This window comes from Bradyrhizobium canariense (assembly GCF_019402665.1).
Taxonomy (GTDB): domain Bacteria; phylum Pseudomonadota; class Alphaproteobacteria; order Rhizobiales; family Xanthobacteraceae; genus Bradyrhizobium; species Bradyrhizobium canariense.
In genome coordinates, this window is sequence record NZ_VSST01000052.1 from 17,101 (window position 1) to 42,429 (window position 25,329).

General features: G+C 64.7%; 35 protein-coding genes. 18 read left to right on the forward strand and 17 right to left on the reverse strand.

The annotated features are described in order from the left end of the window. Window positions 1-56 precede the first annotated feature (56 nt). The 6 genes from FXB41_RS27015 to FXB41_RS27040 all read right to left on the reverse strand — a co-directional run bounded on the left by FXB41_RS27015 (window position 57) and on the right by FXB41_RS27040 (window position 5,268). The gene (locus FXB41_RS27015) at window positions 57-839 is read right to left on the reverse strand and encodes an ABC transporter ATP-binding protein (protein ID WP_219683903.1); all 783 of its coding nucleotides are present in this window, start codon (window positions 837-839) and stop codon (window positions 57-59) included. Next, entirely contained in the window at window positions 827-1,882 is a 1,056-nt protein-coding gene (locus FXB41_RS27020; protein WP_219683904.1) for a dihydrodipicolinate synthase family protein, read from the reverse strand. Before FXB41_RS27020 ends, FXB41_RS27015 begins: the two co-directional genes overlap by 13 nt. Window positions 1,883-1,888: 6 nt before the next feature. Further along, entirely contained in the window at window positions 1,889-2,710 is an 822-nt protein-coding gene (locus FXB41_RS27025) for a GNAT family N-acetyltransferase (RefSeq protein ID WP_007591748.1), read from the reverse strand. After that, on the reverse strand, window positions 2,697-3,734 hold the full coding sequence (locus tag FXB41_RS27030) for an NAD-dependent epimerase/dehydratase family protein (protein ID WP_007591746.1): 1,038 nt from the start codon (window positions 3,732-3,734) through the stop codon (window positions 2,697-2,699). Before FXB41_RS27030 ends, FXB41_RS27025 begins: the two co-directional genes overlap by 14 nt. Before the next feature lie 31 nt (window positions 3,735-3,765). Then, a complete protein-coding gene (locus FXB41_RS27035; RefSeq protein ID WP_035994923.1) occupies window positions 3,766-4,536 on the reverse strand; it encodes an ABC transporter permease in 771 nt (256 codons plus the stop codon). A gap of 84 nt (window positions 4,537-4,620) precedes the next feature. Next, window positions 4,621-5,268, reverse strand: coding sequence for a TetR/AcrR family transcriptional regulator (locus FXB41_RS27040; RefSeq protein WP_007591743.1), 648 nt, complete (start codon window positions 5,266-5,268; stop codon window positions 4,621-4,623). Between the two features lie 101 nt (window positions 5,269-5,369). On the opposite strand from FXB41_RS27040, the gene FXB41_RS27045 reads away from it, so the two are divergent. The 5 genes from FXB41_RS27045 (at window position 5,370) to FXB41_RS27065 (ending at window position 8,793) form a co-directional block, all read left to right on the forward strand. Then, window positions 5,370-6,386 (forward strand): ABC transporter substrate-binding protein, encoded by a 1,017-nt coding sequence (locus FXB41_RS27045; RefSeq protein WP_007591742.1) that lies wholly within the window; start codon window positions 5,370-5,372, stop codon window positions 6,384-6,386. 235 nt (window positions 6,387-6,621) lie between these two features. Next, window positions 6,622-7,320 (forward strand): septum site-determining protein MinC, encoded by a 699-nt coding sequence (minC, locus tag FXB41_RS27050; RefSeq protein ID WP_007591741.1) that lies wholly within the window; start codon window positions 6,622-6,624, stop codon window positions 7,318-7,320. 19 nt (window positions 7,321-7,339) lie between these two features. Further along, entirely contained in the window at window positions 7,340-8,155 is an 816-nt protein-coding gene (gene minD / locus FXB41_RS27055; RefSeq protein ID WP_007591740.1) for a septum site-determining protein MinD, read from the forward strand. Beyond that, entirely contained in the window at window positions 8,152-8,433 is a 282-nt protein-coding gene (gene minE / locus FXB41_RS27060) for a cell division topological specificity factor MinE (protein WP_007591739.1), read from the forward strand. Before minD ends, minE begins: the two co-directional genes overlap by 4 nt. Window positions 8,434-8,607: 174 nt before the next feature. Further along, window positions 8,608-8,793: a hypothetical protein gene (locus FXB41_RS27065; RefSeq protein WP_219683905.1), complete on the forward strand. Its 186-nt coding sequence runs from the start codon at window positions 8,608-8,610 to the stop codon at window positions 8,791-8,793. Window positions 8,794-8,821: 28 nt separating this feature from the next. Here FXB41_RS27065 and FXB41_RS27070 read toward each other — a convergent pair whose 3' ends face one another. The 4 genes from FXB41_RS27070 to FXB41_RS27085 form a co-directional block, all read right to left on the reverse strand. Beyond that, on the reverse strand, window positions 8,822-9,073 hold the full coding sequence (locus tag FXB41_RS27070; protein ID WP_007591737.1) for a hypothetical protein: 252 nt from the start codon (window positions 9,071-9,073) through the stop codon (window positions 8,822-8,824). A gap of 110 nt (window positions 9,074-9,183) precedes the next feature. Beyond that, complete coding sequence (locus FXB41_RS27075) at window positions 9,184-9,573, reverse strand: hypothetical protein (RefSeq protein WP_007591729.1); 390 nt, start codon at window positions 9,571-9,573, stop codon at window positions 9,184-9,186. 92 nt (window positions 9,574-9,665) lie between these two features. After that, entirely contained in the window at window positions 9,666-9,896 is a 231-nt protein-coding gene (locus FXB41_RS27080) for a DUF6894 family protein (RefSeq protein WP_007591727.1), read from the reverse strand. A 373-nt stretch (window positions 9,897-10,269) separates the two neighbouring features. Further along, entirely contained in the window at window positions 10,270-11,295 is a 1,026-nt protein-coding gene (locus FXB41_RS27085) for a hypothetical protein (protein WP_007591726.1), read from the reverse strand. A gap of 355 nt (window positions 11,296-11,650) precedes the next feature. On the opposite strand from FXB41_RS27085, the gene FXB41_RS27090 reads away from it, so the two are divergent. Beyond that, window positions 11,651-12,268, forward strand: coding sequence for a L,D-transpeptidase (locus FXB41_RS27090; protein ID WP_198288227.1), 618 nt, complete (start codon window positions 11,651-11,653; stop codon window positions 12,266-12,268). Between the two features lie 6 nt (window positions 12,269-12,274). Here FXB41_RS27090 and FXB41_RS27095 read toward each other — a convergent pair whose 3' ends face one another. Both FXB41_RS27095 and FXB41_RS27100 read right to left on the reverse strand, forming a co-directional pair. Continuing rightward, window positions 12,275-12,703: a COG4315 family predicted lipoprotein gene (locus FXB41_RS27095; RefSeq protein WP_007591722.1), complete on the reverse strand. Its 429-nt coding sequence runs from the start codon at window positions 12,701-12,703 to the stop codon at window positions 12,275-12,277. A 121-nt stretch (window positions 12,704-12,824) separates the two neighbouring features. Further along, window positions 12,825-13,289 (reverse strand): MarR family winged helix-turn-helix transcriptional regulator, encoded by a 465-nt coding sequence (locus FXB41_RS27100; protein WP_007591720.1) that lies wholly within the window; start codon window positions 13,287-13,289, stop codon window positions 12,825-12,827. A 103-nt stretch (window positions 13,290-13,392) separates the two neighbouring features. On the opposite strand from FXB41_RS27100, the gene FXB41_RS27105 reads away from it, so the two are divergent. The 3 genes from FXB41_RS27105 to FXB41_RS27115 all read left to right on the forward strand — a co-directional run bounded on the left by FXB41_RS27105 (window position 13,393) and on the right by FXB41_RS27115 (window position 16,941). Then, window positions 13,393-15,315, forward strand: a complete 1,923-nt coding sequence (locus tag FXB41_RS27105; RefSeq protein ID WP_219683906.1) for an FAD-binding monooxygenase — start codon at window positions 13,393-13,395, stop codon at window positions 15,313-15,315. 162 nt (window positions 15,316-15,477) lie between these two features. After that, window positions 15,478-16,488, forward strand: coding sequence for an SH3 domain-containing protein (locus FXB41_RS27110; protein ID WP_219683907.1), 1,011 nt, complete (start codon window positions 15,478-15,480; stop codon window positions 16,486-16,488). Window positions 16,489-16,662: 174 nt separating this feature from the next. Next, a complete protein-coding gene (locus FXB41_RS27115; protein WP_007591715.1) occupies window positions 16,663-16,941 on the forward strand; it encodes a hypothetical protein in 279 nt (92 codons plus the stop codon). Window positions 16,942-16,960: 19 nt separating this feature from the next. On the opposite strand, the gene FXB41_RS27120 is transcribed toward FXB41_RS27115, so the two are convergent. After that, complete coding sequence (locus FXB41_RS27120; RefSeq protein ID WP_007591714.1) at window positions 16,961-17,239, reverse strand: DUF3551 domain-containing protein; 279 nt, start codon at window positions 17,237-17,239, stop codon at window positions 16,961-16,963. A 139-nt stretch (window positions 17,240-17,378) separates the two neighbouring features. Between FXB41_RS27120 and FXB41_RS27125 the strand changes: the two genes are divergently transcribed. Beyond that, window positions 17,379-17,558 (forward strand): hypothetical protein, encoded by a 180-nt coding sequence (locus FXB41_RS27125; RefSeq protein WP_035992796.1) that lies wholly within the window; start codon window positions 17,379-17,381, stop codon window positions 17,556-17,558. A 25-nt stretch (window positions 17,559-17,583) separates the two neighbouring features. Next, window positions 17,584-17,943, forward strand: a complete 360-nt coding sequence (locus FXB41_RS27130) for a hypothetical protein (protein WP_245285862.1) — start codon at window positions 17,584-17,586, stop codon at window positions 17,941-17,943. Between the two features lie 66 nt (window positions 17,944-18,009). Here FXB41_RS27130 and FXB41_RS27135 read toward each other — a convergent pair whose 3' ends face one another. Together FXB41_RS27135 and FXB41_RS27140 are read right to left on the reverse strand one after the other, a co-directional pair. Beyond that, complete coding sequence (locus FXB41_RS27135; RefSeq protein WP_007591712.1) at window positions 18,010-18,354, reverse strand: DMT family transporter; 345 nt, start codon at window positions 18,352-18,354, stop codon at window positions 18,010-18,012. A gap of 183 nt (window positions 18,355-18,537) precedes the next feature. Continuing rightward, window positions 18,538-19,203 carry an O-methyltransferase gene (locus FXB41_RS27140; RefSeq protein ID WP_219683908.1) on the reverse strand — a complete coding sequence of 222 codons (666 nt, stop codon included), beginning with the start codon at window positions 19,201-19,203 and terminating at the stop codon, window positions 18,538-18,540. A 97-nt stretch (window positions 19,204-19,300) separates the two neighbouring features. Between FXB41_RS27140 and FXB41_RS27145 the strand changes: the two genes are divergently transcribed. The 3 genes from FXB41_RS27145 (at window position 19,301) to pdxY (ending at window position 21,541) form a co-directional block, all read left to right on the forward strand. After that, complete coding sequence (locus tag FXB41_RS27145; protein WP_219683934.1) at window positions 19,301-19,945, forward strand: TetR/AcrR family transcriptional regulator; 645 nt, start codon at window positions 19,301-19,303, stop codon at window positions 19,943-19,945. A gap of 92 nt (window positions 19,946-20,037) precedes the next feature. Beyond that, window positions 20,038-20,679 carry an FMN-binding negative transcriptional regulator gene (locus tag FXB41_RS27150; protein WP_219683909.1) on the forward strand — a complete coding sequence of 214 codons (642 nt, stop codon included), beginning with the start codon at window positions 20,038-20,040 and terminating at the stop codon, window positions 20,677-20,679. A 49-nt stretch (window positions 20,680-20,728) separates the two neighbouring features. Beyond that, window positions 20,729-21,541, forward strand: a complete 813-nt coding sequence (gene pdxY, locus FXB41_RS27155) for a pyridoxal kinase (protein ID WP_219683910.1) — start codon at window positions 20,729-20,731, stop codon at window positions 21,539-21,541. A 10-nt stretch (window positions 21,542-21,551) separates the two neighbouring features. Here the strand turns inward: pdxY and FXB41_RS27160 are convergent, their stop codons facing one another. Further along, window positions 21,552-22,862, reverse strand: coding sequence for a M15 family metallopeptidase domain-containing protein (locus tag FXB41_RS27160; RefSeq protein WP_219683911.1), 1,311 nt, complete (start codon window positions 22,860-22,862; stop codon window positions 21,552-21,554). Between the two features lie 330 nt (window positions 22,863-23,192). Here FXB41_RS27160 and FXB41_RS27165 point away from each other — a divergent pair, with 330 nt between their 5' ends. From FXB41_RS27165 to FXB41_RS27175, 3 genes are all read left to right on the forward strand, one after another. Beyond that, window positions 23,193-23,396 carry a hypothetical protein gene (locus FXB41_RS27165; protein WP_219683912.1) on the forward strand — a complete coding sequence of 68 codons (204 nt, stop codon included), beginning with the start codon at window positions 23,193-23,195 and terminating at the stop codon, window positions 23,394-23,396. A gap of 151 nt (window positions 23,397-23,547) precedes the next feature. Continuing rightward, on the forward strand, window positions 23,548-23,802 hold the full coding sequence (locus FXB41_RS27170) for a hypothetical protein (protein WP_219683913.1): 255 nt from the start codon (window positions 23,548-23,550) through the stop codon (window positions 23,800-23,802). Between the two features lie 248 nt (window positions 23,803-24,050). Beyond that, window positions 24,051-24,197: a hypothetical protein gene (locus FXB41_RS27175; protein ID WP_167552239.1), complete on the forward strand. Its 147-nt coding sequence runs from the start codon at window positions 24,051-24,053 to the stop codon at window positions 24,195-24,197. 4 nt (window positions 24,198-24,201) lie between these two features. Here the strand turns inward: FXB41_RS27175 and FXB41_RS27180 are convergent, their stop codons facing one another. Beyond that, window positions 24,202-24,783 carry a bifunctional transcriptional activator/DNA repair enzyme AdaA gene (locus FXB41_RS27180; RefSeq protein WP_246649236.1) on the reverse strand — a complete coding sequence of 194 codons (582 nt, stop codon included), beginning with the start codon at window positions 24,781-24,783 and terminating at the stop codon, window positions 24,202-24,204. Between the two features lie 124 nt (window positions 24,784-24,907). Between FXB41_RS27180 and FXB41_RS27185 the strand changes: the two genes are divergently transcribed. Beyond that, on the forward strand, window positions 24,908-25,327 hold the full coding sequence (locus FXB41_RS27185; RefSeq protein ID WP_311985914.1) for a nuclear transport factor 2 family protein: 420 nt from the start codon (window positions 24,908-24,910) through the stop codon (window positions 25,325-25,327). The last annotated feature ends 2 nt before the right edge of the window (window positions 25,328-25,329 follow it).

Genomic DNA, 25,329 nt, shown 5'->3' on the forward strand with positions numbered 1-25,329 from the left:
CGCCATGGTGGGCACGCTTCGCTTTGCCCACCCTACAGCATCTATCGTGCGGTGAATTAAGCCGCGCCCAAACCCAGCTTCTCGTAAATGCGCCGTGCATAGGCGCCGAACGCGTCCGTGGTCTTGAGCGGAAGATCACGCGGGAAGGGCAGGTCGATCGGAAAATAATCGGCCATCTTCGCCGGGCCGGCGGTCAGCACGGCGCAGTGCGAGGACAGGAACACGGCTTCCTGAATCGAGTGCGTGATGAAGATGATGGTCTTGCCGCTCTCGCGCCAGATCCGCAGCATCTCCAGGTTCATCTGCTCGCGCGTCAAGGCGTCGAGCGCGCCGAACGGCTCGTCCATCAGGATCAGTTTCGGGTCGTGAATGAAGGCGCGCGCGATCGCGGTACGCTGCTGCATGCCGCCGGACAGCTCTCGCGGATATTTCTGCTCGTAACCGGCAAGACCCACCAGATTGAGCAGATCGCGCGCCCGCTCGCGCGCGGCCCTCATGGGAAGGCCGACGATCTCCGCCGGCAGCAACACATTGTCCAGGATCGTCCGCCATTTCAGCAGCAGCGCCTGCTGGAATACCATGCCGATGTCGCGGGTCGGATCGAACGGGCTTTTGGCATTGCCGATCTTCACCGTGCCGCCGTCGGCGCCGTGCAGGCCGGCCAAGATCTTCATCACTGTGGTCTTGCCGCAGCCGGACGGGCCGACCAGCGAGACAAGCTCACCCTCCTGCACGTCCATGGTGACGTCGGACACCGCCAGGAATTCGGCGCCGCCGCTACGATAGACCTTGCGGACGCCTTGCAGGCTGATGAAGGGGTTTGAGCTCATGCCAGCCATTTATTCAAGTTTGCGGCCACGAAGGCGTCGTCGCTGAGATCTGAATGCTCGCGAGCGACGCGGTCGATCTCGTCCTTCTGGCCGGGGCTCAGGCCCTCGTTAGGATCGAGGCACCACAGGCCCTGCATCAGGCCCTGCCGTCGCAGCACCTCATGGCAGCCGGCGATGCAGCCGTGAAAATCGTTGGCGACGTCGAAGAAGGCGCTGTTGCAATCGGTGACGCGGGCATCGAGCGCGAGCAGTTCGGCCGGGACGCTGTCCTTGTGCCGTGCCGCTTTGCAGCGCTCGAATTGCTTGATCGCGCTCGCCGTCCAGACCGACCAATGGCCGAGCAGACCCCCCTTGAAGTAGGTCCGCGTGGTGATGCCGTTGTCGCGGAGGTCGAACGGCAGCATCAAATCGAGCAGGATGTGGTCGTCATTGCCGGTATAGAGCGCAACGCGGTCGAGCGCGCCAGCCGCCGCGACGCCGCGCAGAACATCAAGGGTCCTGTAGCGGTTGAACGGCGCGATCTTGATCGCGATGACATTGTCGATCGCGGCAAAGCGCTGCCAGAACCGGCTCGACAGGACCACGCCGCCGACGGCCGGCTGGAGATAGAAGCCGACCAGCGGAATCTCGGCCGCGACCGCTGTGCAATGCGCGATGATCTCGTCTTCGGACGCGCTCTTCATCGCAGCGAGACTGAGGAGCCCTGCGTGGTAGCCGATGTCGCGCGCGGTGCGGGCTTCAGCGGTGGCCTGCTGGGTCGGGCCGGCAAGGCCCGCGACCAGCGCCAGCGGACGCTTGGTCCAGTTCGCCGCGGTCTCGGCGGCGAGCTCGAGCACGGGACGATAGAGGCCGACATTGCGGATCGCGAACTGCGTGGTGTGCACGCCGACAGCAAGGCCGCCGGAGCCGGCGTCGATGTAATAGCGCGTCAGCGCGCGCTGATGCGTTTTGTCGAGCTGGCGTTCGGCGGTGAGCGCGAGGGGATGCGCTGGCAGCACGGTGCCGTCGGCGATCAGCTTGCGGATATCGCTGTTGATCTGACTGTGGTGCATGATGTCCTATCCGAATTCAGGGCCGGCGACGGCGAATGGCATGTCCTCACCCGCGGCTGTGGCGGGGCCGAACCGCATGCGCTGGAACGGCCGTTCGATGCTCCAGCCCGACGCGGTCAATCCGTCAGGGAACGCGGCTTGCGACGCGACGGCGTCGAGCAGCAGCGGCCCGGTTTCCGATCGTGCGATGGCATCCACCAGGGTCAGCGCTGCTGCCGTGTTGTCGGCAAATAGCGGGCCGATATGGCGCGCGGTGCGTCCGTCGCGAACCAGCGCGATGGCTCCGTTCGCGGAGACGATGCGTGAGCCGGGACGCCGAGCGAAGTTGGAGAGCAGGGCGGTTCGATCGAAACCAGTGGCGCGCCGGTCACGCATGCGGAGCGCGTCGAGCGTCGCGGATGAAGGTGCCTGCCCGGACGTTGACGCGGGTTTCACCAGTTTGAGGCGGCGCAATTGCAGGGTCGGCGTGAACCCGAGCGGCCCATAGACGGCAGCACCATCCGGCGTTGCGTCGAGCCAGCTCGTCAGGCCGTTCCTGCGGGCGGTTTCCAGGCAGGCATCGACGAGGCGCGTTGCAAGGCCGCGGCGGCGATGGGTGCCTGATACCAGCACCATGCTGATCCAGGCATTTTTGCTGGAGTAGGGCAGCAGGGCCGCGGTTGCCACCAGCCGTCTGCCGTCACGGATGCCGAACACGATTCCATCGTGCAGGAAGATGCGCCAGTCCTCCTCGGTCTGGTTCCAGCGTGCTTCCGTCGACAGCACGAGCCCGGCGATCGCATCGTCGACGCCGAGCTTGATGATGGCCGGCTCGTCAGTAGCGTCCATCGCGCACCTCGTATTTGGTGGGCTTGCCGAGGCTCGGCATGGCGCGGGACACCCAATCCGCGGTCCAGGCGATCAGCTGCTCGGTGTCGACGACCGGCAGGCCGAACAGCTCGACGGCCTTGGACGTGTCCGTCAGCCACGCCGTCGGCTGTTCGTTTCCTGTCAGCACCGGCGCGCGGCCGAACCTGGCGCCGAATCGTGCTGCGAGGTCGCGTACCGCCAAGATCTCGTGGCCGCTGACATTGATCGGCGAGGTCGGCGTCGTGCAATGCGCGAGACAGCGCAGCGCCTGGGACGAGGCATCGCCCTGCCAGATGAAATTGACATGACCGATGCTGACGTCGATCGGCGTGCCCGTGAGCACCTTCGATGCGATGTCGTGGAGCACGCCATAGCGCATGTCGATCGCGTAATTGAGGCGGAACAGCCGCCCGGGCGTTCCGAATTTGCGCGAAAAAAACTCGAACATGCGCTCGCGGCCGACGCAGGATTGGGCGTATTCGCCGGGCGGGTTCGGCGCCATGTCCTCGCGCGAGCCTTTGCCGTCGACGGGGACGAAGGGATAGATGCAGCCGGTCGAGAACGCCACGATCCGCGACGAGGGGAAGGCCTGCGCGACCAGCGCCGGCACGTGCGCATTCATCGCCCAGGTCAGCGACAGATCGCCCTCCGCGCCGAATTTGCGGCCGGCCATGAAGACGATATTGGGCGCCTTCGGCAGCGTCTGAATCGCGGTCTCGTCCATCAGGTCGCAATTGATGGTCTCGACGCCACGCCCGTGCAGCCAGTCCTTGACGCCGGCGTCGCTGAAGCGGGCGACGCCAATGACGCGGCGATCGGGCGCTGCGGCTTTGGCAAGCCCCGCCAGCGTCGGCCCCATCTTGCCGGCGACGCCAAGGATCATGATGTCGCCCTCGACCCTGGCGAGGTCGTCGATCAATGCCTGGGTCGGCCGGCACAGGAGATCGTCGAGCGCAGCGATATCAGGGATGGTCTTCGGCAGTGTCTGGCGGGTCAGGAGCATGGTTGTGGTCCCTGGTCTTGGCTTTGACGTTTCAGGTCGGTGTTGCGTCACCGACCACGAATATGCGTTCGAGGGCGAGCACGAAGCCGTAAAGCGCGACGCCGAGCAGCGTCAGCAGCACGACGGCCATCACCATCGCGGGCGTGTCGAGCGATGACTGCACCTGGATCATGAGGTAGCCGAGCCCGCGCTCGGAGGCGATGAACTCGCCGACGATGGCGCCGGCGACCGCGAGGATGGCGCCGACTTTCATGCCGGAGAAGATGTAAGGCAGCGATCCCGGCAGCTGGATCTTGCGGAACAGCGTCCAGCGCGAGCCGCGCAGCGATTTGACCAGGTCGAGCAGATCCGGCTCGACCTCGCGCAAGCCCCGCGCGGTGGTGAGCAGGATCGGGAAGAAGCAGATGCTGAAGGCGATCAGGATGTTCGGCACGATGCCGTAGGAGAACCAGACGATGAGGAGCGGGCCGAGCGCGACCTTCGGGATCATGTTCAGCGTCACGAACAGCGGCAGCAGCACGAGGCTGATCAGCGGCGCCCAGCTGAAGATGACGGCCAGCGCCACGCCGACGAATGCGCCGAGCGCAAAGCCGCCGAGGATCTCGATTGCCGTCACCAGCGTATTGGCGCCCCAGGCGTAGCTCGCGGTTCCCAGCGTCTGGATTGTCGCGAGCGGCGAGGGCAGGATGAACTTCGGCACGTGGAAGGCATCGACCAGGACCTGCCAGAGCACGAGCACGGCAAGGTGCACGATCAGGACGATCGCAAAGCTGCGCGTATTGCGGGCGCCGTCTCCTGCCACCAGTTGCTCCCTGTTGCCAGCGGCCACCTTGCCGCTGGTCGCGAGCCTAACCGTCCCTGAGGGAAGTTTCAACCAGTTGGTTGATTATGGCCGGAGCGAATGCAGCACGAGATCGGCGACGTGCCGACGGCGGGCGCGGCGCGCGGCCCGGCTCGACAGGTCCTTGCCGAAGATCGCCGAGAGCGTCGGTGTGTTGGAGAGATAAAAATAGCTGAGGCCCGCGATGGAGATATAGAGCTGGATCGGGTCGATTCCCTTGCGGAACATTCCGGCGCGGACGCCCTCGTGAAGGATGTGGGACACGCTCTTCACCAGCGGCGAATGCATCGCCTCCAGCCGCGTCGAGCCGCGGACGTGGCGGGCACCGCCACGGTTCTCGTCGTTCAGAAGCACGATGAAATCGGGGTTCGTCGCCAGATAATCGAACGAGGCTTCGATCAGTTTCCGGATCGCCTTTTCCGGCGGCAGGCCTTCGAGATTGAGCTGGCGTTCCTGCTCGCGGATATCGGCGTAAACCCATTCGAGCACGGCGAGATAGAGCGCGTCCTTGTCGCCGAAATAATGGTAGACGAGCTGCTTGTTGACGCCGGCGCGCTCCGCGATCTCGTCGACGCGGGCGCCGGCAAAGCCGTGCCGGGCGAACTCCTCGCGCGCCGCGGTGAGCAGCTTCTTGCGTGTGGCGACCGGGTCGCGCCGCTGCGGCACGGTGTCGCCTGAACGTTTTGCGGGCATTTCCAACCAAACAGTTGACAAGTTGAGGGCGGCCTTGTTGCATTGGTATCCTCACAGGGGGAGAGCGACAAGCCGGGTCGCGGGCAACGAGGAGAGATGCGATGAAGCGTTTGCAGGCGGCGGGCTCGGCCCTGGCTGTGGCCCTGATGCTCGGATCACCAGTCGTGCCCGCGACCGCGGGCGAAGCGGTCAATCTGATCCTGAACTGGGCGCCGACGGCCGATCACTCGCCCTATTATTACGCCAAGGCGCAAGGCTGGTACGAGAAGGCGGGCATCGATCTGACCATCGAGGTCGGCAAGGGCTCCGGCGTCTCCGCCGCAAAGGTCGGCTCCGGTGGCTCGCCCTTCGGCGTCGCCGATCTCGCCACCATGCTGGTGGCGAAGAGCAAGGGCGCTGACGCTGTTGCCGTAATGAGCGTCTACGCCAACACCGGCCAGACCTTCTACTGGCTGAAGAGCTACGGCGTGAACGGGGTGAAGGATTTTGCCGGCCACAAGATCGGCAATCCGCCCGGGGACGCCTCGCGCGTGATGTGGCCGGCTTTCGCCAAGGCTGCAGGGCTTGCACCCGACTCTGTCGGCTTCGTCAATGTCGGGCCGACCGCGAAGATCGCCGCGCTGAAGAGCCATACCGTCGACATCATCAGCGACTTCTACAACGAGCACGATTTGAAGGTGATCGAGTTCGGAAGCGATCTCGGCTACGTCAACTGGAAGGACATCGGGCTCAACCCTTACGGCAATTCGCTGATCGTCAACGGCGGCTATCTGCAGAAGAATCCCAAGCTGGTCGAGGAGTTCGTGCGCGTCACGCAAAAGGCCTTTGCGACCTGCGTCGCCGACGCCGCACCCTGCCTGAAGGCGTTGCTCGACCAGGTCTCCGGTCTCGACAAGGAGAACCAGGAGCGCCAGTGGGAGCGCATCAAGTTTTTGATGACGGATGAGTTCACCACGACGAAGGCGCTCGGCTGGATCGACGGCGAGCGGATGAAGAAGGACTACGAACTGGTCCAGACCTATCTCGGCATGGAAAAGCCGTTCGACGTCACGACGGCGTTCACGACCAAGATGCTCGATCCCGCCGTCAAGATGGATGCGAGCAAGGTGAAGAAGTAGGGGGCGAAGAGCCGTCGCGCCGCCCCACACACCGGTGTCATGCCCCGCGAAAGCGGGGCATCCAGTACGCCGCGCCCTGTCGATTGACCCACAACCGTCTCGGAGTACTGGATCGCCCGCTTTCGCGGGCGATGACAGTTGGGACGGGCACGTAACCCCACGGAGAAATTAACCGGCCATTAACCATATCGGCGGCATCGTTAACCATTCAATAACAGGGAACGAGTCGGCCGCTATGGAGGCTGCAGTAAAACCTCAACGCCAAATGGTTCGCCTGCGCGGGCGCTCCTATGTGGCCTTCGTGTTCGTGCCGACGGTTCCCATCCAGGACTGGCTGCAGGAGATCGACACCACCATCGCGCGCTCGCCGGGCTTCTTTGCCGGTCGCCCCGTGGTGATCGACCTGTCCTCGGTCGATCTCAGCCAGTCCGGCATCGGGCATCTGCTCACCAGCCTTCAGGACCGCAACATTCGCGTGCTCGGGATCGAGGGCGTGGAGGAGGGCCGGTTGACCCCCATGATGCCGCCGCTGCTTTCGGGCGGGCGGAGCTGCGTCATCGAACCGAGCGCTCCCAAGAAGGTTGAGGCGAAGGTCGAGACCAAGCCGACCTCCTTGCTGCTCGAAAGCCCCGTTCGGTCGGGCCAGACTGTGATCTTCCCCGAAGGCGACGTCACCATTCTCGGCTCGGTCGGCTCCGGCGCCGAAGTCGTCGCCGGCGGCTCCATCCACATCTACGGCGCGCTACGCGGCCGCGCCATGGCGGGCGTGAACGGTCACACGAGCGCACGCATCTATTGTCAGAAGATCGAGGCCGAACTGCTTGCAATCGATGGCTTTTACCAGACCGCCGACGATATCGACGCGGCCCTGCGCGGCAAGCCGGCTCAGGCCTGGCTCCAGGGCAACACCATGCGAATTACTGCGCTGAACTGACCAGAAGGAGATTTCAGAGATGGCCAAGGTACTGGTCGTGACGTCAGGCAAGGGGGGCGTCGGCAAGACCACGACGACCGCCGCACTGGGGGCTGCGCTCGCGCAACGCGGCGAAAAGGTCGTGGTCGTCGATTTCGACGTCGGCTTGCGCAACCTTGACCTCGTGATGGGAGCCGAACGCCGCGTCGTGTTCGATCTCATCAACGTGGTGCAGGGCGTCGCAAAGCTGCCGCAGGCCCTGATCAAGGACAAGCGGTTGGAGAACCTCTGGCTGCTGCCGGCCTCGCAAACCCGCGACAAGGACGCGCTGACCGAAGAGGGCGTGGGCAAGGTCATCGATGATCTGCGCAGCCGTTTCGACTGGGTGATCTGCGACAGCCCGGCCGGCATCGAACGCGGCGCCTCCATGGCGATGCGCTTTGCCGACGAAGCCGTGATCGTCACCAATCCCGAAGTCTCCTCGGTGCGCGATTCCGATCGCATCATCGGCATGCTCGATTCGAAGACGGTGCGGGCCGAGAAGGGCGAGCGGGTCGAGAAGCACATTCTCATTACCCGCTATGATCCCTCGCGCGCGGCGCGCGGCGAGATGCTGACCATCGAGGACATTCTCGAAATTCTTGCAACACCGTTGCTCGGCATCATCCCGGAGAGCCAGGACGTGCTGCGCGCCTCCAACGTCGGCACGCCCGTGACGCTGTCGAACGCGGAAGGCGCACCGGCGCGGGCCTATATCGACGCCGCCCGCCGGCTGTGCGGCGACACCGTGCCGATGCAGGTGCCGACCGAGCGCAAGGGCTTCATGGACCGCCTGCTGCGACGGAGGGCCGCATGAGCATGGGTCTGCTTCGGCTTCTCCGCGGCAACAAGGCCTCTGCACCCGTCGCACGCGAACGGTTGCAGATCCTGCTTGCCCATGAACGCGGACTGCGCGGCCAGCCCGACCTGCTCGGTGTGCTGCGTGAGGAAATCCTCGCGGTCGTTTCCAGGCACGTCACGCTGGACCCGACCAAGGTCATCGTCCGGCTCGATCGCGGCGACGAGGTCTCGACCCTCGAGGTCGATATCGAGGTGCCCAACGATTTCGAGCGCAAGCGCGCGGCGGCCGGCTAGGGACCTCGGCCGCGACGCTTCAAATTTGGGGTGGGTGAAAAGGCGGTCCGCTGGGCATAGCGGGCCGCCTTTTGCGCGCCGACGGGAACGCTGCGGAACGAGGTCAGGGCTCAATCGTTGTGAAAACCCGCGGCGGCGCGATGCACCGCGGTTTCGTCAAACGGGAGAACGCCCATGATGACCGAGGTCCAGGTCCACACCGTCGCGCGCCAGATGCTGGAACAGCATGGTTTTGCTGCGATCGCGAAGGCCGCCGAACAGGCCAGGGCTTGTGAGGGCCGCGGCGAGGGCGATGAGGCCAAAGAGTGGCGTCACATCGCCGACGCGATGAAGATCATCCGCGGTCCGCACCAGAGCTGACACCCTCGCGCGTCAAGGTTCCCCGCCTTCAACGCTCCCCGCGGTCGGCGCCCTGCGGCGACGTGCGATGCTGCGTCTGCGGCTGTGAGCGCTCGCCGGTCTCCTTGCAGGGGAGCGGCTCCCACGAGCCGTCCGGCGCCTGCTGATAGGCGCTACACGATGAGGACGAGGTCGATTTGTCCTCGCCCTTCTGGGCGTCGGAATTCTTCGCCAGCACGGGCGCGGTCGTCACCGTTGCGAGGGCAAACGCGACGGTAAGGAGGACATGGTTGATCCGCATGGGGCTCCCCTGTTCGAATTCGAAGAGAGCCGCATGCTGGCGAGGATTGTGACGATTATTGGCCGAAGCAAAAGTTCCGGCACAGCGTGCTTAACGCCGCGCGATGAGCGCTAACCGCCCTTGCTGCGGATCAGGCCGGCGAGGTTGGTCTTCTGGGCCTCGCACCAGCTGGGCATGCCGAGGCGGCGTTGGTTGAGGTCGGTCGCCTGGGTGGCCACCGCGACCTCGGCCATCAGATCGTCGTCCTGCTTCTCGCCCAACTTGCCGCCGGTGTGCATCCAGGCGATCGCCTTGCGGACCTTCTCGGTGGTGCCTTCGGGCAGCTGCATCTGCTCCGCCTTCTGCACCAGATCCTGGTAGACGATATCGGTGCCCGGACATTCGACCTTGGCGGCGAAGGCCTGCAAGACCAAGGTGACATAGGTCGAACGTGGATGGTCGGCCGCCTGGGCCGGCGCCGCCAGCAGCAACAGGGCCGTCATCAGAAAACCAGTCCGCATCCTTGGTACCTCCCCGAATTTTCGGGAAGGCTAGCGGCTGCCGCGCCGCTCCGCAATGGGGATAGCGTGCGGCCGCGAAGACGGCCGGCGAGCTAGCGCCGCCAGGCCGGCACCGGATCAAGCGGCGTGCGATAGACCTCTTTGTGATCGCGGTCGGTGACGCGCACAGCGCAACCCTTGCTTTGCAACTCGGGCTTCACCTGCGACAGCTCGGTGGCCAGTTGGACGGCGCGATCGGAGGCGACCTCGATGTCTTCGAGGATGATACCGCCCTGGTTCTTGAACTCTTCACCAACCACGAGATCGAAGGAATAGTAAGGCATCCGAATTCCCCGGTGTGACGAATTGAGCTTCGGCTTTCAACACATGACTGATGGTACCACTGAGTCGATGTTTATCGAATGAAAGGCGCGCGCAATCTCTGTGCTTATGGCGCAGAAATGATGTGCAGCATTCAAGCGTGTTAAGATTTTATTAAATATGTCGGCGTGATCATCAGGCATGGAATTGCAGCAGAACCGGGCTCCGGGAACCGGCAGCTGCAAGAGAAGGCCGCCGGCATAGATCCCGACGGCCTTTTCTCTTGATGGAAAACTATGGAAGCATCGCTTCCCGTAGTCACCCGGACTCAACGCATCACATCGACTCGGACAGCGTCCCTGGCGCGACGCTTTCGCGTCGTCGCGTGACGATGGTTCAGCGCAGCGGCATTGGCGGGCGCACGACAGGTCCATCGTCGTCGGCAACGGCTTGCGTCGTCGTCACAGGTGCAGCTGGCGGTGGGACCGCGGCAGCCTGCGACGGCGGCGGCGGAGCGAGCGGCGCGGGCGAATAAGCCGGCATGTAGGTGTGCGACACGACCGGCTTCGGTTTGCGAACCGGCGCCGTCGCAGGCCGCGGCGGCAGCACGGACATTTGCGCGCGCGGATCGACGCGCGGCTTCGCATCGGCCACCGGCTTCGGCGCGGGCGGCTTCGTCATCTCGCGTGCCATCTGCTCCTGCCCGGCCTTCAACTCGGCGATGTTAGCCTTGAGCTGCTCGATCTGTTGCGCCATCGCGGCGAGATCGCGCGTCATCGACTGCACCGATTGTGCAGGATCGGATTGTGTTGCCGTGGGCACCGCTGCTGCAACCTGGGTTGCGGGCGGAGCCGCAGATTGATCTGTCGGTTGATCCGTTGCGGCCTGATCCGTTGCGGCCTGGTCCGCAGGTGGCGCGGCCTGCGCGGCGGCGACCGGTGCCGTCTGCGAGGTCGAAGGCAGCAGCGACGCCAATACCGGCGTCCATTCGGCGAGCATCTGTCTTGCGGTGTCGCCGTGTTTCTCCCAAGCGATAGTGGCGGCCGCACTTCCGCCCGCAAACAGCATCGTGACGAACGCGCCGCGCAGCCATTTGCCAGCCGAGGAGCGCTTCTGCCGGCTGAGACCATCACCGGCCGCGACGCGCACGGCAGTGTCGACCGAGGGCGCTGCCGCCTGCGGCTCCGCGACGGGACTGAACTTCGGCTCCGGATTCATTCTGGACTTCAGCGTGAACGCCGGATCTATTTTGGGTTCCGGGCGGGCCGTGATCTCAGGCGCGAGCGCGGGCGCGACGCTGAGAGGGCGCGAGGCCAGCACAATGTCAGGCGAAATCTGCACCGCGTCGTGCGGGTCGTTGTTCGTGACCGTGTCCTTCACGATCTCATCGACGATTTGCCGAGAGTTCAGCGTCGCGAGCATCGCAGCTCCTTTGAAGCCCGGGTGTTTTGAAGCCCGGGCGTTGAGTAGTTGAAGTGTTGGCCGTCCGCATTCGCGCGAGCAGATCCGTTGAGGTGAGCCCGTCCAATTCCCCGAGGCCCAAGCCATGACGCACGAGTCCAGCCGGGTTTGACCAAAGCAAGGCGAGGGGATGGAGACTGTGCGACGCTCTTGCGCCCTTTGTGGTGATGGAACCCGCCTCAGAAAACACGCGTACGTGTTCCACAATGCCTTGTTTTCAGCACGATTTTGGCAGCATCTGGTGTTGCTGGGGGTGCTGCTATCGCTATCGGGGCCGGCGGTGCCAAGATCCTTATTCGTTCTATTCGTTGTTGCCATGCTTCCATTGGGCGGCTGCATGCAGACAACGCTTTCGCCATCGACGGACGCGAGCATGACGCCGCGCGACCGGCAGTTACTCGCGCATACGCCGTACGCGCAAGCGAACGTGCCCGAGCAATATCTTCGTCATATCGTCGATTATCCGCGCAAGGAGCAGCCGGGCACGATTCTGGTCGATACCGATGCGCGCTATCTCTATTTCGTGCTGCCCGACGGCAAGGCGATTCGCTACGGCGTTGCGGTCGGCGAGGAAGCCATGGCGTTCTCCGGTGTCGCGCGGGTCGGTCGTCTAGCGGAGTGGCCGGACTGGGTTCCGACGGCGGACATCCAGGCGCGGCTCGGACCCTATCCGGCGCGCGTGCCCGGCGGTCCCGCCAATCCCCTGGGTGCGCGCGGCATCTATCTCTATGCCGGCAACAAGGACACGCTCTACCGCATCCACGGCACCAACCAGCCGGAATATATCGGGCAGGCGATCTCGTCCGGATGCATCCGGATGCGCAACGAGGACGTGATCGATCTCTATGACCGGGTGAAGCTCAATTCAACGGTCGTGGTGCTGCCGCCCGGACAGAACGCGCAAGTCGAAGCGCAGCCCAGCTGGCGCGGGTAGGTCGCCCTAATTCTCGGGACGGGCAATGCGCCATTGCAGCGTCGTGGCATTGCCATTGGCCTCGCCCGGCGCCTTGTCGGCCGGCGAGGTGTAGAGCGGGCGATAGCGATATGCCCACATCTTGCTGCCGTCGTTACGGTTGATCACGGTGAAGTCGCCGACCGCCTTGGCATCGGCCGTTGCGGGCAGCGGCACCCAGCTCTCGACACATTTGCCGTTGCAGTTCGACGTCTTGCCGGTGGTATCGCGCTCGTAATAGTAGAGCGTCATGCCGTTGAGGTCGACGAGCGTGGGGCCCTGCTTGGTCAGGATGACTTTCGCCGGTGAGGTCGCGGGCTTCGGCGGAGGAGGGGCATCGCCGCCGCCATGGCCATTCGCGAGCGCCGGAGCGGTCGAGAGCGCGATGGCCGCCGCCGCAATGAGGAACCTGAACATCCGAAACTCCAGACCGGCAAAGTTAATCGCGCGTTAAACGCCGAATGCGGCGGACCCTAACAGCCGAAGGTTAGTTCCAGGTTTCGCGACATTGCGACAACGACCGGTACAATTACGGGGGTTAGGCCTGCGCTTCGCGCAGCGGGGCGCGGCTGAGCTCGTTGCCGGCGGCGATGGCCTTGTGCAACAGCCGCATCAGATCCTCACTTTCTTTCGCGCTGAGGCCGCGCAGCATGATGCGTTGCGCGGATTCGACGGCCGGCGTGATCTTGCGCAGCGTGCGGCGGCCTTCGTCGGTGATCTCGAGCTCGCGGGCACGACGGTCGCGGCGCGAGGCGCGGCGCTCCGCGAGCCCCTTCTGCACGAGGCGGTCGATCACGCCGGTGATGGTGGTGCGGTCGTAGGCGATCAATCCTGCGAGCGTCACCTGGTCGAGGCCCGGGTTGGCCTTGATGGTCGCGAGCGCGGCGTATTGCACCGGCGTGAGGTCGAATCCGGCATCGCCGACCTCGGCCAAAAACACCGCCACCGCGATCTGCTGGAACCGGCGCGCCAGATGTCCGGGCATGTCGTTGTTGTCTTTCACCGAATTTCTCCGTTGGGGCAGGACGGCCGGGATCGTTGACAAGTATACTGATAGTCAGCATACTGAACAATATCCAAACAGAACGTTTCCGGGAGAGGTGCTCATGCAATTCCATCTCAATGGATTTCAGCCGGGCGACCCTGAAATCGCCGATCCCGCCGCGCGCATTCAGGCTTCGGGCGCAACGGGGGGCGTTCCTGACGAGGTCGATGTCCTCATCGTCGGCTGTGGCCCTGCGGGCCTGACGCTCGCTGCCCAGCTTGCGCAGTTTGCTGACATCAAGACCTGCATCGTCGAGCAGAAGCCGGATCGCTTGCTGGTCGGGCAGGCCGATGGCATCGCATGCCGCACCATGGAGATGTTCCACGCCTTCGGATTCAGCGAGCGCGTCCTGAAGGAAGCTTGTTGGGTGAACGAGACCACGTTCTGGAAGCCGGACGAGCGGATGCCGGAAAACATCGTCCGCAGCGGCCGGGTGCAGGACGTCGAGGACGGTTTGTCGGAATTCCCGCACGTCATTCTCAACCAGGCGCGCATCCATGACGGTTTTCTCGACGTCATGCGCAAAGCGCCGGCAAGGCTCGAGCCCCATTACAGCCGGCGCCTGCTGGACCTTCAGGTCCATCCCTCCGCGGGGCCCACCGACCATGCCGTGACGGCGCGGCTCGAACGGGTCGACCCCGAGAACGAGGGCAAGATAGAGACGATCAAGGCGCGCTACGTCGTCGGCTGCGACGGCGCCCGCAGCATGGTGCGCAAATCGATCGGTCGCGAGTTGCTCGGCGATTCCGCCAATCATGCCTGGGGCGTCATGGACGTGCTGGCGGTGACCGATTTTCCCGACATCCGCTTCAAGGCCCTGATCCAGTCGGCGAAGGACGGCAGCCTGCTGATCATTCCGCGCGAGGGCGGCTATATGGTCCGCCTCTATGTCGAGCTCGCCAAGCTCGACGTCGGCGAGCGCGTCGCCAATCGCAACATCACCGCCGATGACGTGATCGCGAAGGCGCAGCGGATCCTGAAGCCGCATATGCTCGATGTGAAGGAGATCGCGTGGTGGTCGGTCTACGAGATCGGCCAGCGCCTGACCGACAAGTTCGACGACGTGCCGGAGACCGAGATCGCAGCGCGTCTGCCGCGGATCTTCATCGCCGGAGATGCCTGCCACACCCACAGCCCGAAGGCGGGGCAGGGCATGAACGTCTCGATGCAGGACGCCTTCAATCTCGGCTGGAAGCTCGCTGCCGTTTTGCGGAAGCAGTCTGCGCCGAGCCTGCTGCATTCCTATTCGGCCGAGCGCCAGGCGATTGCGAAAGAGCTGATCGATTTCGACCGCGAATGGGCGGGAATTCTCGCGTCCGCCGCCAAGGCCGGCGGCGCCGATGCCGCCAGGACGCAGGACTATTTCGTGAGGCACGGTCGCTACACCGCGGGCACGGCGACGCATTACCGCCCGTCGGTTCTGACCGGAGCGACGTCCCACCAGCATCTCGCGCAAGGCTTCGTCATCGGCACGCGCTTTCATTCCGCACCGGTGATCCGGCTTGCGGATGCCAAGCCGGTGCATCTCGGTCACGCCGCGCCGGCGGATGGCCGCTTCCGCATCTACGCTTTCTCCGGCGCTGAGGATCCGGCAGCAGCCGGCTCGGCCATTCGCGCCTTGTGCAGTTTTCTCTCCGACGCCCGGGAGTCGCCGGTCCGGCGTTACACGCCAGCGGCCGCCGACATCGACAGCGTGATCGACCTGCGGGCGGTCTTCCAGCAGGATCATCGCGAGCTCGCCATGGAGGCGATGCCCGCGCTGCTGCTTCCGCGCAAGGGCCGGTACGGCCTGATCGACTACGAGAAGATGTTCTGTCCGGACCTCAAGAATGGTCAAGACGTTTTCACCATGCGCGGTATCGATCGCAAGGCCGGCTGCATGGTCGTGGTGCGGCCGGATCAGTATGTCGCGACCGTGCTGCCGCTCGATGATTTTGCTGCGCTTGCTGCGTACTTCGACGGTTTTATGCAGCAAGTGAACTGACGGGACGGCAGCGCACACCCTCTCTGCGCGCGGTGTCGATGAACAGCCAATGAATATTGAACCGCGCGCGGCATCGGTCTCGATCTTTCGACGAATGAGACCTTCGTACGCGGAACGCCCGTTCCGCTGGCGCGTTCCGACTCGAAAGAGGAGGACTACGCCATGAAATTCCGAAGCGTGTTGTTAGCCGCATTGCTGCTTGCCCCGACGGCCGCGCTGGCCGCACCGGGCATGGTCACCGTCTCGACCGGCCTGCGCGCCGGGCCGGGTCCGGGCTTTCCGCTGGTCGATCGCATCCCCGAGGGCGCCCGCGTCGACATCCATGGTTGCCTGCGCGGCAACGCTTGGTGCGACGTGAGCTTCTCGGATGACCGCGGCTGGGTGTCGTCGCAATATCTCGAATATCTCTACCGCAATCACTACGTCTATCTCCCAGACTATGTCGACGAGATCGACGTGCCGATCGTCCCCTTCGTGCTGACCTCGTACTGGTCGAGCTATTATCAGGGGCGGCCCTGGTATCGGCGGCATGCCCACTGGAATAGCTACTGGACTTCGCATCAGCGCGACGCGATGCGGATGACGATCGATCCGCGCGCGGCTCGCATCGGCCGCGCGGCAACGCGCGATGCGGCAGTCGCACTCGGGCACAACGGTGCGAATGCCAAGCAAAGTGCAAGGGAAAATGCGAAGGAAAGCCTTAGAGGCGCGGCCGCGGTCTCGGGCCGTGATGCCGCGACTCCACGGCACGACGCCGCGATCGCCAGGCGCGAGACTGCGGTGACGACGGACCGGGCCCGCGCGGGACGAAGCGACCGCATCGCGCATGAGCGGACCAATCTGCAGAGCCGCAATCCGCGCGATGCACAGGCCCGCGTCATGCACGAGCAGGCCGCGAGCCGCGCAGCGGTGCGTGCGCAACCGATGGCACGCGCACACGAGGCGCCGCGTGTCTCAGCCGCTCCCGCAAGCCGGCCTGCGATGCCGCATGTGGCCCAGCCCAATGTGAGCCACGGCTCCCCGATGAACGCTCATGCCCAGATGCCGGCGCCGCGCGCGGCTGCGCCTGCGATGCCTCATGGCGGTGGCGGCGGCGCTCCTCACATCAACGCCGCGCCGCACGGCGGCGGTGCGCCGGCCGGCGGTCCCGGTGGCGGGCACCAAAAGCACTAGAGTTGCCAAAGAAAGCCCGGCCCTCGCGCCGGGCTTTCTGCTCGGGGCGGACCGGGTTCCGTGCGCGTACAATTTAAGAAGCTTCTTCGCGGGCAGATTTCATCGATCGTAATATGTCTACTCAAAGCTGTAAGCATTCCACTCGGGGCAGCGGGGCACGGGAGGATGACGACGATGAGACAGAACCAAGCGGAGGCGCGCCGCCATAATGTCGCGAAGCGGTCGATGACCAAGGAAGCCAAGCAGCTGTCCGGCCTGATTGCCGGATTGCGCCAATCTCTCGAGGTGATTCACAAGGAGCGATCGAGCACCAAACTCTCCGGCGCCGAGATGGGCCTTCTCGACGAACGCCGCAACAATTTGTTGCTGACCATCGCAGCCCTCGATGACCGCCTCTCGGCGGTGCAGGGGCTGATTGATCTCGGCCGTCCCCATATCATTCGCGTCCACTGATCGGAGCGCAGACCTGATGCTATCGGCTTCGTCGCGGCGGCGACGGAACCGGGCTCAGCTGCCGGCTCGGCGTGGCATAAGGATTGGCGTAGCACTGGGCGGACTGCCCGGAGGCGGTCGCGGCGCACTGCGCGATTGTCGCAAAACTGCAATCGATGCTGCGGCCGTCGATCGTGTAGATCTCGATGCAGACGGGATGGCGCGGATCATAGGTCTGCGCGGCTGTCGGCGTCACGCCGAGCAAGCCCGCACCAGGCCAGCCCGCTACAAGCAGAATCGCATTCATGATGCGGCGCACGATCCATCTCCATCGTTCGGCCGGAACCAGGCACAATGCTGCCTTGGATGGCATCAAATTGCCACGCTCCCGGCGAATTGCCGCCAAAGCCCGCTGCCACGACGAGAGCGGGTGCAGGGGCAACGCAAGGGGATGCGCATTGGCCTACAAGATGGTCGCAGAACGCGACAACGAGAAGTGCAGTTTTGCCCGCGAGAGCCGTTTGCTCATCGTGGCGAAGGCGAAGGTTTGGGCAAGCGAGGGGTGGAAGGTCGTCATCACCGACCAGGACGGCAAGGCCTACGCGCCGCCCGAATTCGATCAGCTATTGGCGGCCTGACCGCAAGACGGGGCAGGGGACGACATTGATTTCGCACTTTCGACCGGGGCGCGACCTGATCACGCCCCTAGTGACTCTTGCAGCCGCGGCCGTCCTGACGACGACATTTTCCGCCGCGCAAAATCTCGATGCCGGCAAGTCGCCGCAAAAGCTTTTCGCCGATGGTTGCGCGACCTGCCATCGCAGCCCCCGCGGCCTTGCCAAGGGGCGCTTCAACCTGACGCTGTCCTGGTTCCTGAAGGACCATTACGCAACCAGTTCGGACACAGCCAGGGCGCTTGCCGCCTATCTGGAATCCGTCGATACGGCGTCCCCGCGAGCTGCGGCCAAGCCTGGCACAAAGCGATCCGGGCCGCGTGCTCCCAAGCCGTCGCAAAGCCAGTAGGCGGGAGCCGGCTGCTGCAGGGCGTCGCGAAGCAAGGCCTGCCGGTGAACACCGTGCTTGCCGGCATCAATGCACCGTGCTCGCCGAGAACAGGTTGATGACCACGACTCCGGACACGATCAGCGCGATGCCGACGAAGGCCGCAGCGTCGAGCATCTGGCGAAACAGCACGAAGGAGACCGTTGCAGTCAGGATGATGCCGACCCCGCCCCAGATCGCATAGGCGATGCTCAGGGGGATGACCCGGATCGCGACCGACAGCGCGTAGAACGACGCGACATAGAACAGCACCATCGCCAGTGTCGGCCACAGCCGCGTGAATTGCACGGATTGCTGGAGGAAGGCGGACGCCGTGACCTCGAGGACGATAGCGAGGGCAAGCGCTGCGTAGGCATTGAAGGCGGAAGTCATCACGGGCTCGGGCGTGTTGTGCAAAGAAAGATACCGCGCGGTGCGGGGAATATGACGTTTGCCCGGGTCCAGCTATCACGTGTCAGTGACGAGCCTGCGACACGGCGGAGCGCGGCACGACACCGCCGCGCGATGGTTGCGCGGCGGCCCATTGGGGTCGCGCTTGCTCGATGTGGCGGGGCGTCAGTTGATCCGCACCGAGAGTTCGACGTCCTCGGCCAAGGCCGTGGACATGTAGCCGTTTCCGGGCATGCGCATGCGCGCCAGATAGTCGGGGCTGTCGTCGGCGTTGTCGGCGACGATGATCGCGCCCGGCCGGAGATGGCCTTTGACCAGATCCAGGATATCGGGGTAGAGCGCCTTGGCGCCGTCGAGCAGCACGAGATCGATCGTATCAGGCAGATCGACTTGAAGCATCTCCAGCGCGTCGCCTTCGCGGATTTCGACGAGGTCCAGCAGCCCGCCGGCCGCGAGGTTCTCGCGCGCCCGGGCCGCCTTGGACGGTTCGAATTCGGTGGTGATGAGGCGGCCGCCGCCATTGTCGCGCAAGCCCGCGGCAAGGTGCAGGGTCGAGATGCCGAACGAGGTGCCGAACTCGACGATCGCTTTGGCGCGGGAGCTGCGTGCGAGCATGTAAAGCAGGTGACCGGTCTCGCGGGAGACCGCGAGCGGTGCGTCCTTCAGCCGCCCGTAGAGGTCGCGGTAAGCGGTCTTGCTCCGCATCATCCGTGCGCGGTCGGCGTCGGTCACATCGGCGAAGGCGGCTCGCATCGCGCCGCGCGCCGCTTCGTCCTGGTCGAAAAGACGATCGAGCAGTGGCGCAAGTGATGTGATGGTCGGGATGCTCATGTGTCGTCTCCAGATGTCGCCGCGAGGCGAGTGCTTGCGTGACAATGGAAATACGACTAATTCGTCGCATTCGCTATTCGCATTGCTCGAGGGCGCCATGGCCGATCGCCGAAGCCGTTCAGTTTCCACACGAAAACAGCCGCAGCAGGCCCGCTCGAACGACCTGGTGGCGGCCATTCTGGACGCGGCTGTTCAGGTCCTGGCCAAGGAGGGGGCGCAGCGTTTCACGACGGCGCGGGTGGCCGAGCGGGCCGGGGTGAGCGTCGGGTCGCTCTATCAATATTTTCCGAACAAGGCGGCGATCCTGTTCCGCCTCCAGAGCGAGGAGTGGCGGCGCACGAGCGAACTCTTGCGCGGCATCCTGGCGGACCAGGCGAAACCGCCACTGGTGCGACTGCGCGCGCTGGTCCGCGCCTTCATCCGCTCCGAGTGCGAGGAGGCTGCGATCCGCACGGCGCTCAGCGACGCCGCGCCGCTCTATCGCGATGCGCCCGAAGCACACGACGCGCGGGCCGCCGGTAAGGGCATCGTCGCGGCCTTCATGCGGGAGGCCTTGCCCGAGGCGCCGGATGCGACGCGGGAGCTTGCCGGCGAGCTGATCAAGACGACGCTGAGCGAGGTTGGCAAGCAGTTCTCGGAGACACCGCGCAACGAGGCGGAGATCGCGCGTCATGCGAACGCAATGGCCGACATGTTTTGCGCCTATATCGATGAGCTTGCGCGGCGGCGAAGTCATTCCTGACATCCGCGTTTGCGGGCCAATATCGTTTCCGACTTGACTGGATCATGAGTTAGCCTCGGTTTGTCCTCCAGCCAGTCGACGAGCGCCCCGCCATGCATGTCCTCCGCCCCCAATTCCGCATCGAGGAGCAGCAAGCGCTGGAATTCGCAAGCCAGCGCGGCTTCGGCATGATCGTCGCGGCGGATGAGCGCGGCCCTCGCGCCTCGCATGTGCCGTTCGTGCTGGAGCAGCGCGAGGGGCGTGCGATCGTCCAGATCCATCTCACCGCCAGGAATCCGCTCGTCCCGCTCGCGGATAGCGCACGGCGCTTTCTGCTGATCGTTGCCGGCGACGACGCCTATATCTCCAACGACTGGTATTCTTCGCGCGACAACGTCTCGACCTGGCTTTACGAGGCCGTGCATTTGTCGGGCGTGGCGCATCTGCGCGGGCTCGACGTGAACCGCAGGCACGGCGATGCACTACTCGCGGTCTCGGAAGCGCGCTTGCCAAAAGCACCTTGGGACCTCGCACAGATGGAGCCCGGCAAGCGCGAGAGCATGCTGGCTGCGATCCGCGTCATCGATCTCGTGGTGGATACCGTCGAGGGGCAGGCCAAGCTCAACCAGCACAAAAGTGATGTGGATCATGTCGCGGTCGTGGACCGGCTGGCGCGGTCGGAGGAGAACGGGCATCGGCGGCTGGCGCGGAAGATGCAGGCTTTGCGGCCCGGGCTTGGGTATCACGGTTCGTGATCCGGGCTACTCTTGCGCCCTTCGGCATTTGACCCTACGGACCTCTTTCATGCTCGTTATCTCCATTCAAAGCCAGGTGGTCCACGGCCATGTCGGCAACAGCGCCGCCGCCTATGCCATGCAGGCGGAGGGCGTGAATGTCGCGGCGGTGCCGACAACGCTGCTGTCGAACCATCCGCGCTATCCGACCCTGCGCGGGCGGGTGCTGGAGACCGAGCTCGTTGCAGATCTGCTGAGAGGTGTCGAGGAGCGCGGTCTCGTCGACGAGGCCGCGGTCCTCGTCACCGGCTATCTCGGTTCGTCCGGCAATGCCGCTGTCGTTGCCGATTTCGTCGAGCGGGCGCTGACCCGCAATTCAAAGTTGGTTTATCTCTGCGACCCCGTGATCGGCGATGATGGCCGGGTCTATGTCGCGGACGGCATCCTGGATGTGGTCCGGCACCGGCTGCTGCCGGCCGCCAATCTGACCACGCCGAACCAGTTCGAGTTCGGGCTGCTCGCAGGCCTCGACATCGCAGATGCGCAGGGCCTGCGCGCTGCGTGCGCGACGCTGGCCGGGACCGGCCGCATTGACGTGGTCGCCACCGGTTGCACGCTCACTGATACGGCGGAAGGGCAGGTGGAAACGATTCTGTGCGCCGACGGTCAGTTGTCGCGCTTTGCGACGCCGCGCCTGCCGATCCGCCCCTCAGGCACCGGCGATCTCCTCACCGGCCTGATCGCGGCGCATCTGGCCAAGGGCACTGCGACCGAGGCGGCGGTGCGGCTCGCAGTCGAAACCATCTTTGCAGTGCTGGTGCGCACGCAGGAGGCCGGCGCCGCCGAGATGCGGCTCGTGCCGCTGCCGACGCCGGGACGGTAAGCCGTCATACTCAGGTCGCGCGCTTCGCGGCCGATTGCGCTGATTTCTGCGGCTTCGCGGGGACCTTCTGCTCGCGCGTCGCCTGTGCCTTCGCCTTTGGCAGCTTTGCGCTTGCCACGGCCCGCGCTTTCCTCGGCTTGACGTTGGCTTCCTTGCGGTCCGACGTGCCTCGGCGCGAGACATATTCCGTACCGTCGACCGGGCCGACATGCGGGGGATCGCGGCCGAGATAGGGTCGGCCGATGCCGAGCGCCTTGCCATTGGCATCGACCCACTTCCACAGCACCTCGGTCGAGACCCAGCGCTGCGCGCGGTTGTCGCCCTTGGTGCTGACGATGTCGGCCGCCATGCCGTGCCCGTAGCCGCCGCGCGTGCTGCCGCCGTGATAGGAGCGGTCGGAGGCGGCCTTCAAGCCGCTCGCGATCGACTGGCGATAGTCGTCGCGGAACGCGCTGGTGATACCCGGCGAAAGCCCGGCAGCCTCAGCCGCGAGCAACGTGCGAAACAGCTTTTTCTTGAAACTCTTGTCCATGCCGCCGATGACGTATTCCATCATCGACATGCCGGCGCGGTCGGCCGCCTTCGGATCCTTCCAGCCAAAGTCCTCGTCGACCAGTTTCGTGAAGCTGCGCATCACGGTCACCATCTTGCCCTTGCGCTTGACGGTGACGGCGCGGCGATCCTCGACCTTGATCGAGTCTTCCTTGGGCGTGCGCTGGTAGAGCGCCCAGAGATAGCGGTCGATGCAGGCTTCCATGACGTAGCATTCGTCGAGCACCGCGGTCGTGTCCGCAGACGGCGAGGCCTTGCTCGCCGCGGGCGCGGGGCCGGTCGCGATCGTCGCGGGCGACAGCGCCTCGGTCGTCACGATCTCGGTGGGATCGGCGGATGCGAGCTTTACCACGGGCTCCGGCGCCGGAGCCGGAGCAACCTCGCTGGCGATTGGTGTCGGATCAGGCGAAATCTGCGGCGCGAGTGGCGCTTCGGTCGGCAAGATCAGCACTGGGTCGGCCGAGGCGAGCTTGATGGCCGGAACTGGCGCCTCGGGCGCTGCCGCTTCAGCGGTGACCGCGCTTGGTGTCGCAGCGACCGCGGCGGCGATATCCGCGGTCAGGGCGACGCCGTCCTCGATGGCCGCAGCGTGCGGGATGTCGGCGAGGTCGAGCCGACCAAGATCTTTTGCGCGCGAGACGGCAGAAGCATTGGCGCCGCTGTTTTCGATCAGGGCAGGGGCGTAGGCGGACAAAGAGAGCGCCAGCCAGCCGGCGAGAACCGCCGAGGGGCAGGAGACCGCCACCAGAAGAGACCGCCGATCATTCATGATCCCTGCCTCCAAACGGTTCTATTGAACCTCGTCTTCTCCGAACAGTCTGACCAGACAGTCTTGGCCAAACAGTCTTGCACGAAAAGGCACGCCGCGCGCCGATTGTTCGGAGGACGGTGTGGCAGCGCAATGGCGCAATTCGGCGAAAGCGGGCTTTTCGACCAGGTGTTGCGCGGCGGCAACGCGGGTTCCCATCGCAGTTCCACCGGCGCTTGCGCGCGGGCGGTGTAGAAAATTCGATAAAGGCGAATATTTTGGCACCGGCCGGCGTAAGGTGTTTCGCCCACACGTTGCGCAACCTTGTCACGGTCGGCGCGTTAGGCGCCCATGACGCACTCCTCGCTTCGTCCGATGGACGCCTTCGACCCCACCGAGCCCGCCATCCTGCACGACCAGCTCTCCGATACGATCATCACCTGGACCGCTGAGCAGGCCGATGATTTCAGGCGGGCCAGCCGGCCAGGCGGTGACGGAACCGTGATCTGGAAGGACTACGTTTTCGACGGCTGGGGCCATGTGCTCGGCGGCTGACCGCCGCTCATAACAGCGTCATGTCGCGCCGGGGCGCGCATTAAACATATTGCCATGCACTCGGCGCGTTGTTGCGTTGCAGCAGTGCATGTCGCAATGCAGCAAAATGCGCTTAGATGTGCTCCGAACGTTTCATTCAGGAGCATCACCCATGAACAAGAAGACTCTGTCGATCGCCGCCGCCATCCTGACGATCGCTGGCAGCACCGTGGCTTTCGCCGCCGAGCTGCCGACTTACGAGGCCAACGGTTTTCCGGTGTCCCCGATGCAGGTGCGCGTGCTCGGTGCCGCGCATGTCGAGCAGCAGGCCTCGGCGCCCACCACGATCGCTTCGGTCCACCAGACCCGCGTTCTGTCGCCGCGCAAGATGAAGACCGCTGATGTCACGGCGGGCAGCGCCCGCTAACCCGGGGGCGCCACTAGCCAACATCAAGTCAACGTGATGCAGGCTCGTTTTCTCCGAGCCTGCCCGGACCGCGTTCCCTCTCGGGAGCGCGGTCTTTTTTTTGGTGCAGCGAGTCGTGATCACCTGCCACTTGTGTATGGCCGTTCAAAGCGAGTGTGATCTCTTTAATAGTTGCTTTGCAGATCGCGGCGCTTGATGCGGGCGCCGCTTATTGAGCAGCCAAGAATCATTTTCATAATGGAGTAGTCATGCCCGTTGCACAGAAGGCCGTTGTTGCAAGCGTCTCGCCGCGCGCGTTCATTCTCAGGCATCTCGCCTTGTTCGCAGCCGCCGCGCTGTTCGTGTTCGTGCTCAGCCTGACATACGGGCTCGATCTCAGCCCCGGGTTTTTCTGACGGGCTACGCATGCTTCGATAAGCGCAGGCTCGACGGCGAGCGGCCGTAGAGCTCTGCGAAGGCGGCGTTGAAACGGCGTAGGCTGCCGAAGCCGGCCTGGAATGCGATGTCAGTCATCGTGTGATCGCCGGCATCGAGCAGGCGTTTTGCGCGCTGAACGCGCAGCGTCTTCGCAAGCTGCTGCGGCGTGGTGCCGACGTGACGCTCGAACAATCGCGCCAGATGACGCGAGGAGATGCCGAGCCGCATCGCGAAAGACACCACCGAATCCTCGTCGAGCGCGCCCTCATTGATGAGCTTCACCGCGCGTGCGACCGTCGAGCGCGTGCCGTTCCAGGCCGGGCAGAACGGTGCGGTCTCGGGACGGCATCGCAGGCAAGGGCGGAAGCCTGCGGCTTCGGCCGCGGCGGCTGACGGATAGTAGGAGACGTTGCGCGTCAGCGGCTGCTTGGCCGGACAGACCGGGCGGCAATAGATGCCCGTGGTCTTCACCGCCGTGAAGAAGCGGCCGTCATAGCGGGGATCGCGGCGCAGGCGCGCTGCATTGCAGACATCAAAGCTCAGCATGGCCTGATGATAGCGCATGGCCGCGCAGGCGAAAGGGCCGCGGGATGACCGAGTCCGATTGCGGCGAGCCGCGATGGGCAGGGCGGCTTAGAAAGCCGCCCTCGACGCAAGCCCCCCTGCGATGCCAGTCTTGGAGCCCGCCGTGACCAGCCCGAAAGACATCGTCCTCAACGCCTGGAAGATTGTTTCAGTATGCGACTCGATGCGCATCGCCGCGCTGTTCACCGACGACGCTGAGTGGATCGCGCCGAAGGGCAACGCCACCGCGGTCGCGCTCGATTACACCGACCACATGATCGGCGCGCAAGCGATCGCGCGCTTCATCGCGCAGGAGATGCACAGGATGTTCTCCGGGATCGATATCGGCTTTCGCGGCGTCTATGCCGACGACGATGTCGTGATCGTGGAGGAGCGGATGCGCGCTACACTTGCCGGGGGAGCGCGTTACGAGAATGACTATAGCTTCGTGTTCACGGTGGCCGGCGACAAGATCCGCGAGGTGCGGGAATACGTGGACACGCGCAAGAGATGGCGGATGGTGTTCGGCGAGGAGGCTCGATGAGC

Bases quoted from the DNA above. Each gene is read 5' to 3' on its own strand.
- FXB41_RS27175 (WP_167552239.1), top strand. From the start codon at position 24,051: ATGCCCGTTGCACAGAAGGCCGTTGTTGCAAGCGTCTCGCCGCGCGCG.
- FXB41_RS27030 (WP_007591746.1), bottom strand. From the start codon at position 3,734: ATGCTCCTGACCCGCCAGACACTGCCGAAGACCATCCCTGATATCGCT.
- FXB41_RS27160 (WP_219683911.1), bottom strand. From the start codon at position 22,862: ATGAATGATCGGCGGTCTCTTCTGGTGGCGGTCTCCTGCCCCTCGGCG.
- FXB41_RS27065 (WP_219683905.1), top strand. From the start codon at position 8,608: ATGATGACCGAGGTCCAGGTCCACACCGTCGCGCGCCAGATGCTGGAA.
- FXB41_RS27075 (WP_007591729.1), bottom strand. From the start codon at position 9,573: ATGCGGACTGGTTTTCTGATGACGGCCCTGTTGCTGCTGGCGGCGCCG.
- FXB41_RS27150 (WP_219683909.1), top strand. From the start codon at position 20,038: ATGCATGTCCTCCGCCCCCAATTCCGCATCGAGGAGCAGCAAGCGCTG.
- FXB41_RS27025 (WP_007591748.1), bottom strand. From the start codon at position 2,710: ATGGACGCTACTGACGAGCCGGCCATCATCAAGCTCGGCGTCGACGAT.
- FXB41_RS27135 (WP_007591712.1), bottom strand. From the start codon at position 18,354: ATGACTTCCGCCTTCAATGCCTACGCAGCGCTTGCCCTCGCTATCGTC.
- FXB41_RS27085 (WP_007591726.1), bottom strand. From the start codon at position 11,295: ATGCTCGCGACGCTGAACTCTCGGCAAATCGTCGATGAGATCGTGAAG.
- FXB41_RS27070 (WP_007591737.1), bottom strand. From the start codon at position 9,073: ATGCGGATCAACCATGTCCTCCTTACCGTCGCGTTTGCCCTCGCAACG.
- FXB41_RS27105 (WP_219683906.1), top strand. From the start codon at position 13,393: ATGCAATTCCATCTCAATGGATTTCAGCCGGGCGACCCTGAAATCGCC.
- FXB41_RS27180 (WP_246649236.1), bottom strand. From the start codon at position 24,783: ATGCGCTATCATCAGGCCATGCTGAGCTTTGATGTCTGCAATGCAGCG.
- FXB41_RS27015 (WP_219683903.1), bottom strand. From the start codon at position 839: ATGGCTGGCATGAGCTCAAACCCCTTCATCAGCCTGCAAGGCGTCCGC.
- FXB41_RS27095 (WP_007591722.1), bottom strand. From the start codon at position 12,703: ATGTTCAGGTTCCTCATTGCGGCGGCGGCCATCGCGCTCTCGACCGCT.
- FXB41_RS27020 (WP_219683904.1), bottom strand. From the start codon at position 1,882: ATGCACCACAGTCAGATCAACAGCGATATCCGCAAGCTGATCGCCGAC.
- FXB41_RS27165 (WP_219683912.1), top strand. From the start codon at position 23,193: ATGACGCACTCCTCGCTTCGTCCGATGGACGCCTTCGACCCCACCGAG.
- FXB41_RS27115 (WP_007591715.1), top strand. From the start codon at position 16,663: ATGAGACAGAACCAAGCGGAGGCGCGCCGCCATAATGTCGCGAAGCGG.
- minC (WP_007591741.1), top strand. From the start codon at position 6,622: ATGGAGGCTGCAGTAAAACCTCAACGCCAAATGGTTCGCCTGCGCGGG.
- minD (WP_007591740.1), top strand. From the start codon at position 7,340: ATGGCCAAGGTACTGGTCGTGACGTCAGGCAAGGGGGGCGTCGGCAAG.
- pdxY (WP_219683910.1), top strand. From the start codon at position 20,729: ATGCTCGTTATCTCCATTCAAAGCCAGGTGGTCCACGGCCATGTCGGC.
- FXB41_RS27040 (WP_007591743.1), bottom strand. From the start codon at position 5,268: ATGCCCGCAAAACGTTCAGGCGACACCGTGCCGCAGCGGCGCGACCCG.
- FXB41_RS27045 (WP_007591742.1), top strand. From the start codon at position 5,370: ATGAAGCGTTTGCAGGCGGCGGGCTCGGCCCTGGCTGTGGCCCTGATG.
- FXB41_RS27090 (WP_198288227.1), top strand. From the start codon at position 11,651: ATGCTTCCATTGGGCGGCTGCATGCAGACAACGCTTTCGCCATCGACG.
- FXB41_RS27140 (WP_219683908.1), bottom strand. From the start codon at position 19,203: ATGAGCATCCCGACCATCACATCACTTGCGCCACTGCTCGATCGTCTT.
- FXB41_RS27080 (WP_007591727.1), bottom strand. From the start codon at position 9,896: ATGCCTTACTATTCCTTCGATCTCGTGGTTGGTGAAGAGTTCAAGAAC.
- minE (WP_007591739.1), top strand. From the start codon at position 8,152: ATGAGCATGGGTCTGCTTCGGCTTCTCCGCGGCAACAAGGCCTCTGCA.
- FXB41_RS27110 (WP_219683907.1), top strand. From the start codon at position 15,478: ATGAAATTCCGAAGCGTGTTGTTAGCCGCATTGCTGCTTGCCCCGACG.
- FXB41_RS27145 (WP_219683934.1), top strand. From the start codon at position 19,301: ATGGCCGATCGCCGAAGCCGTTCAGTTTCCACACGAAAACAGCCGCAG.
- FXB41_RS27170 (WP_219683913.1), top strand. From the start codon at position 23,548: ATGAACAAGAAGACTCTGTCGATCGCCGCCGCCATCCTGACGATCGCT.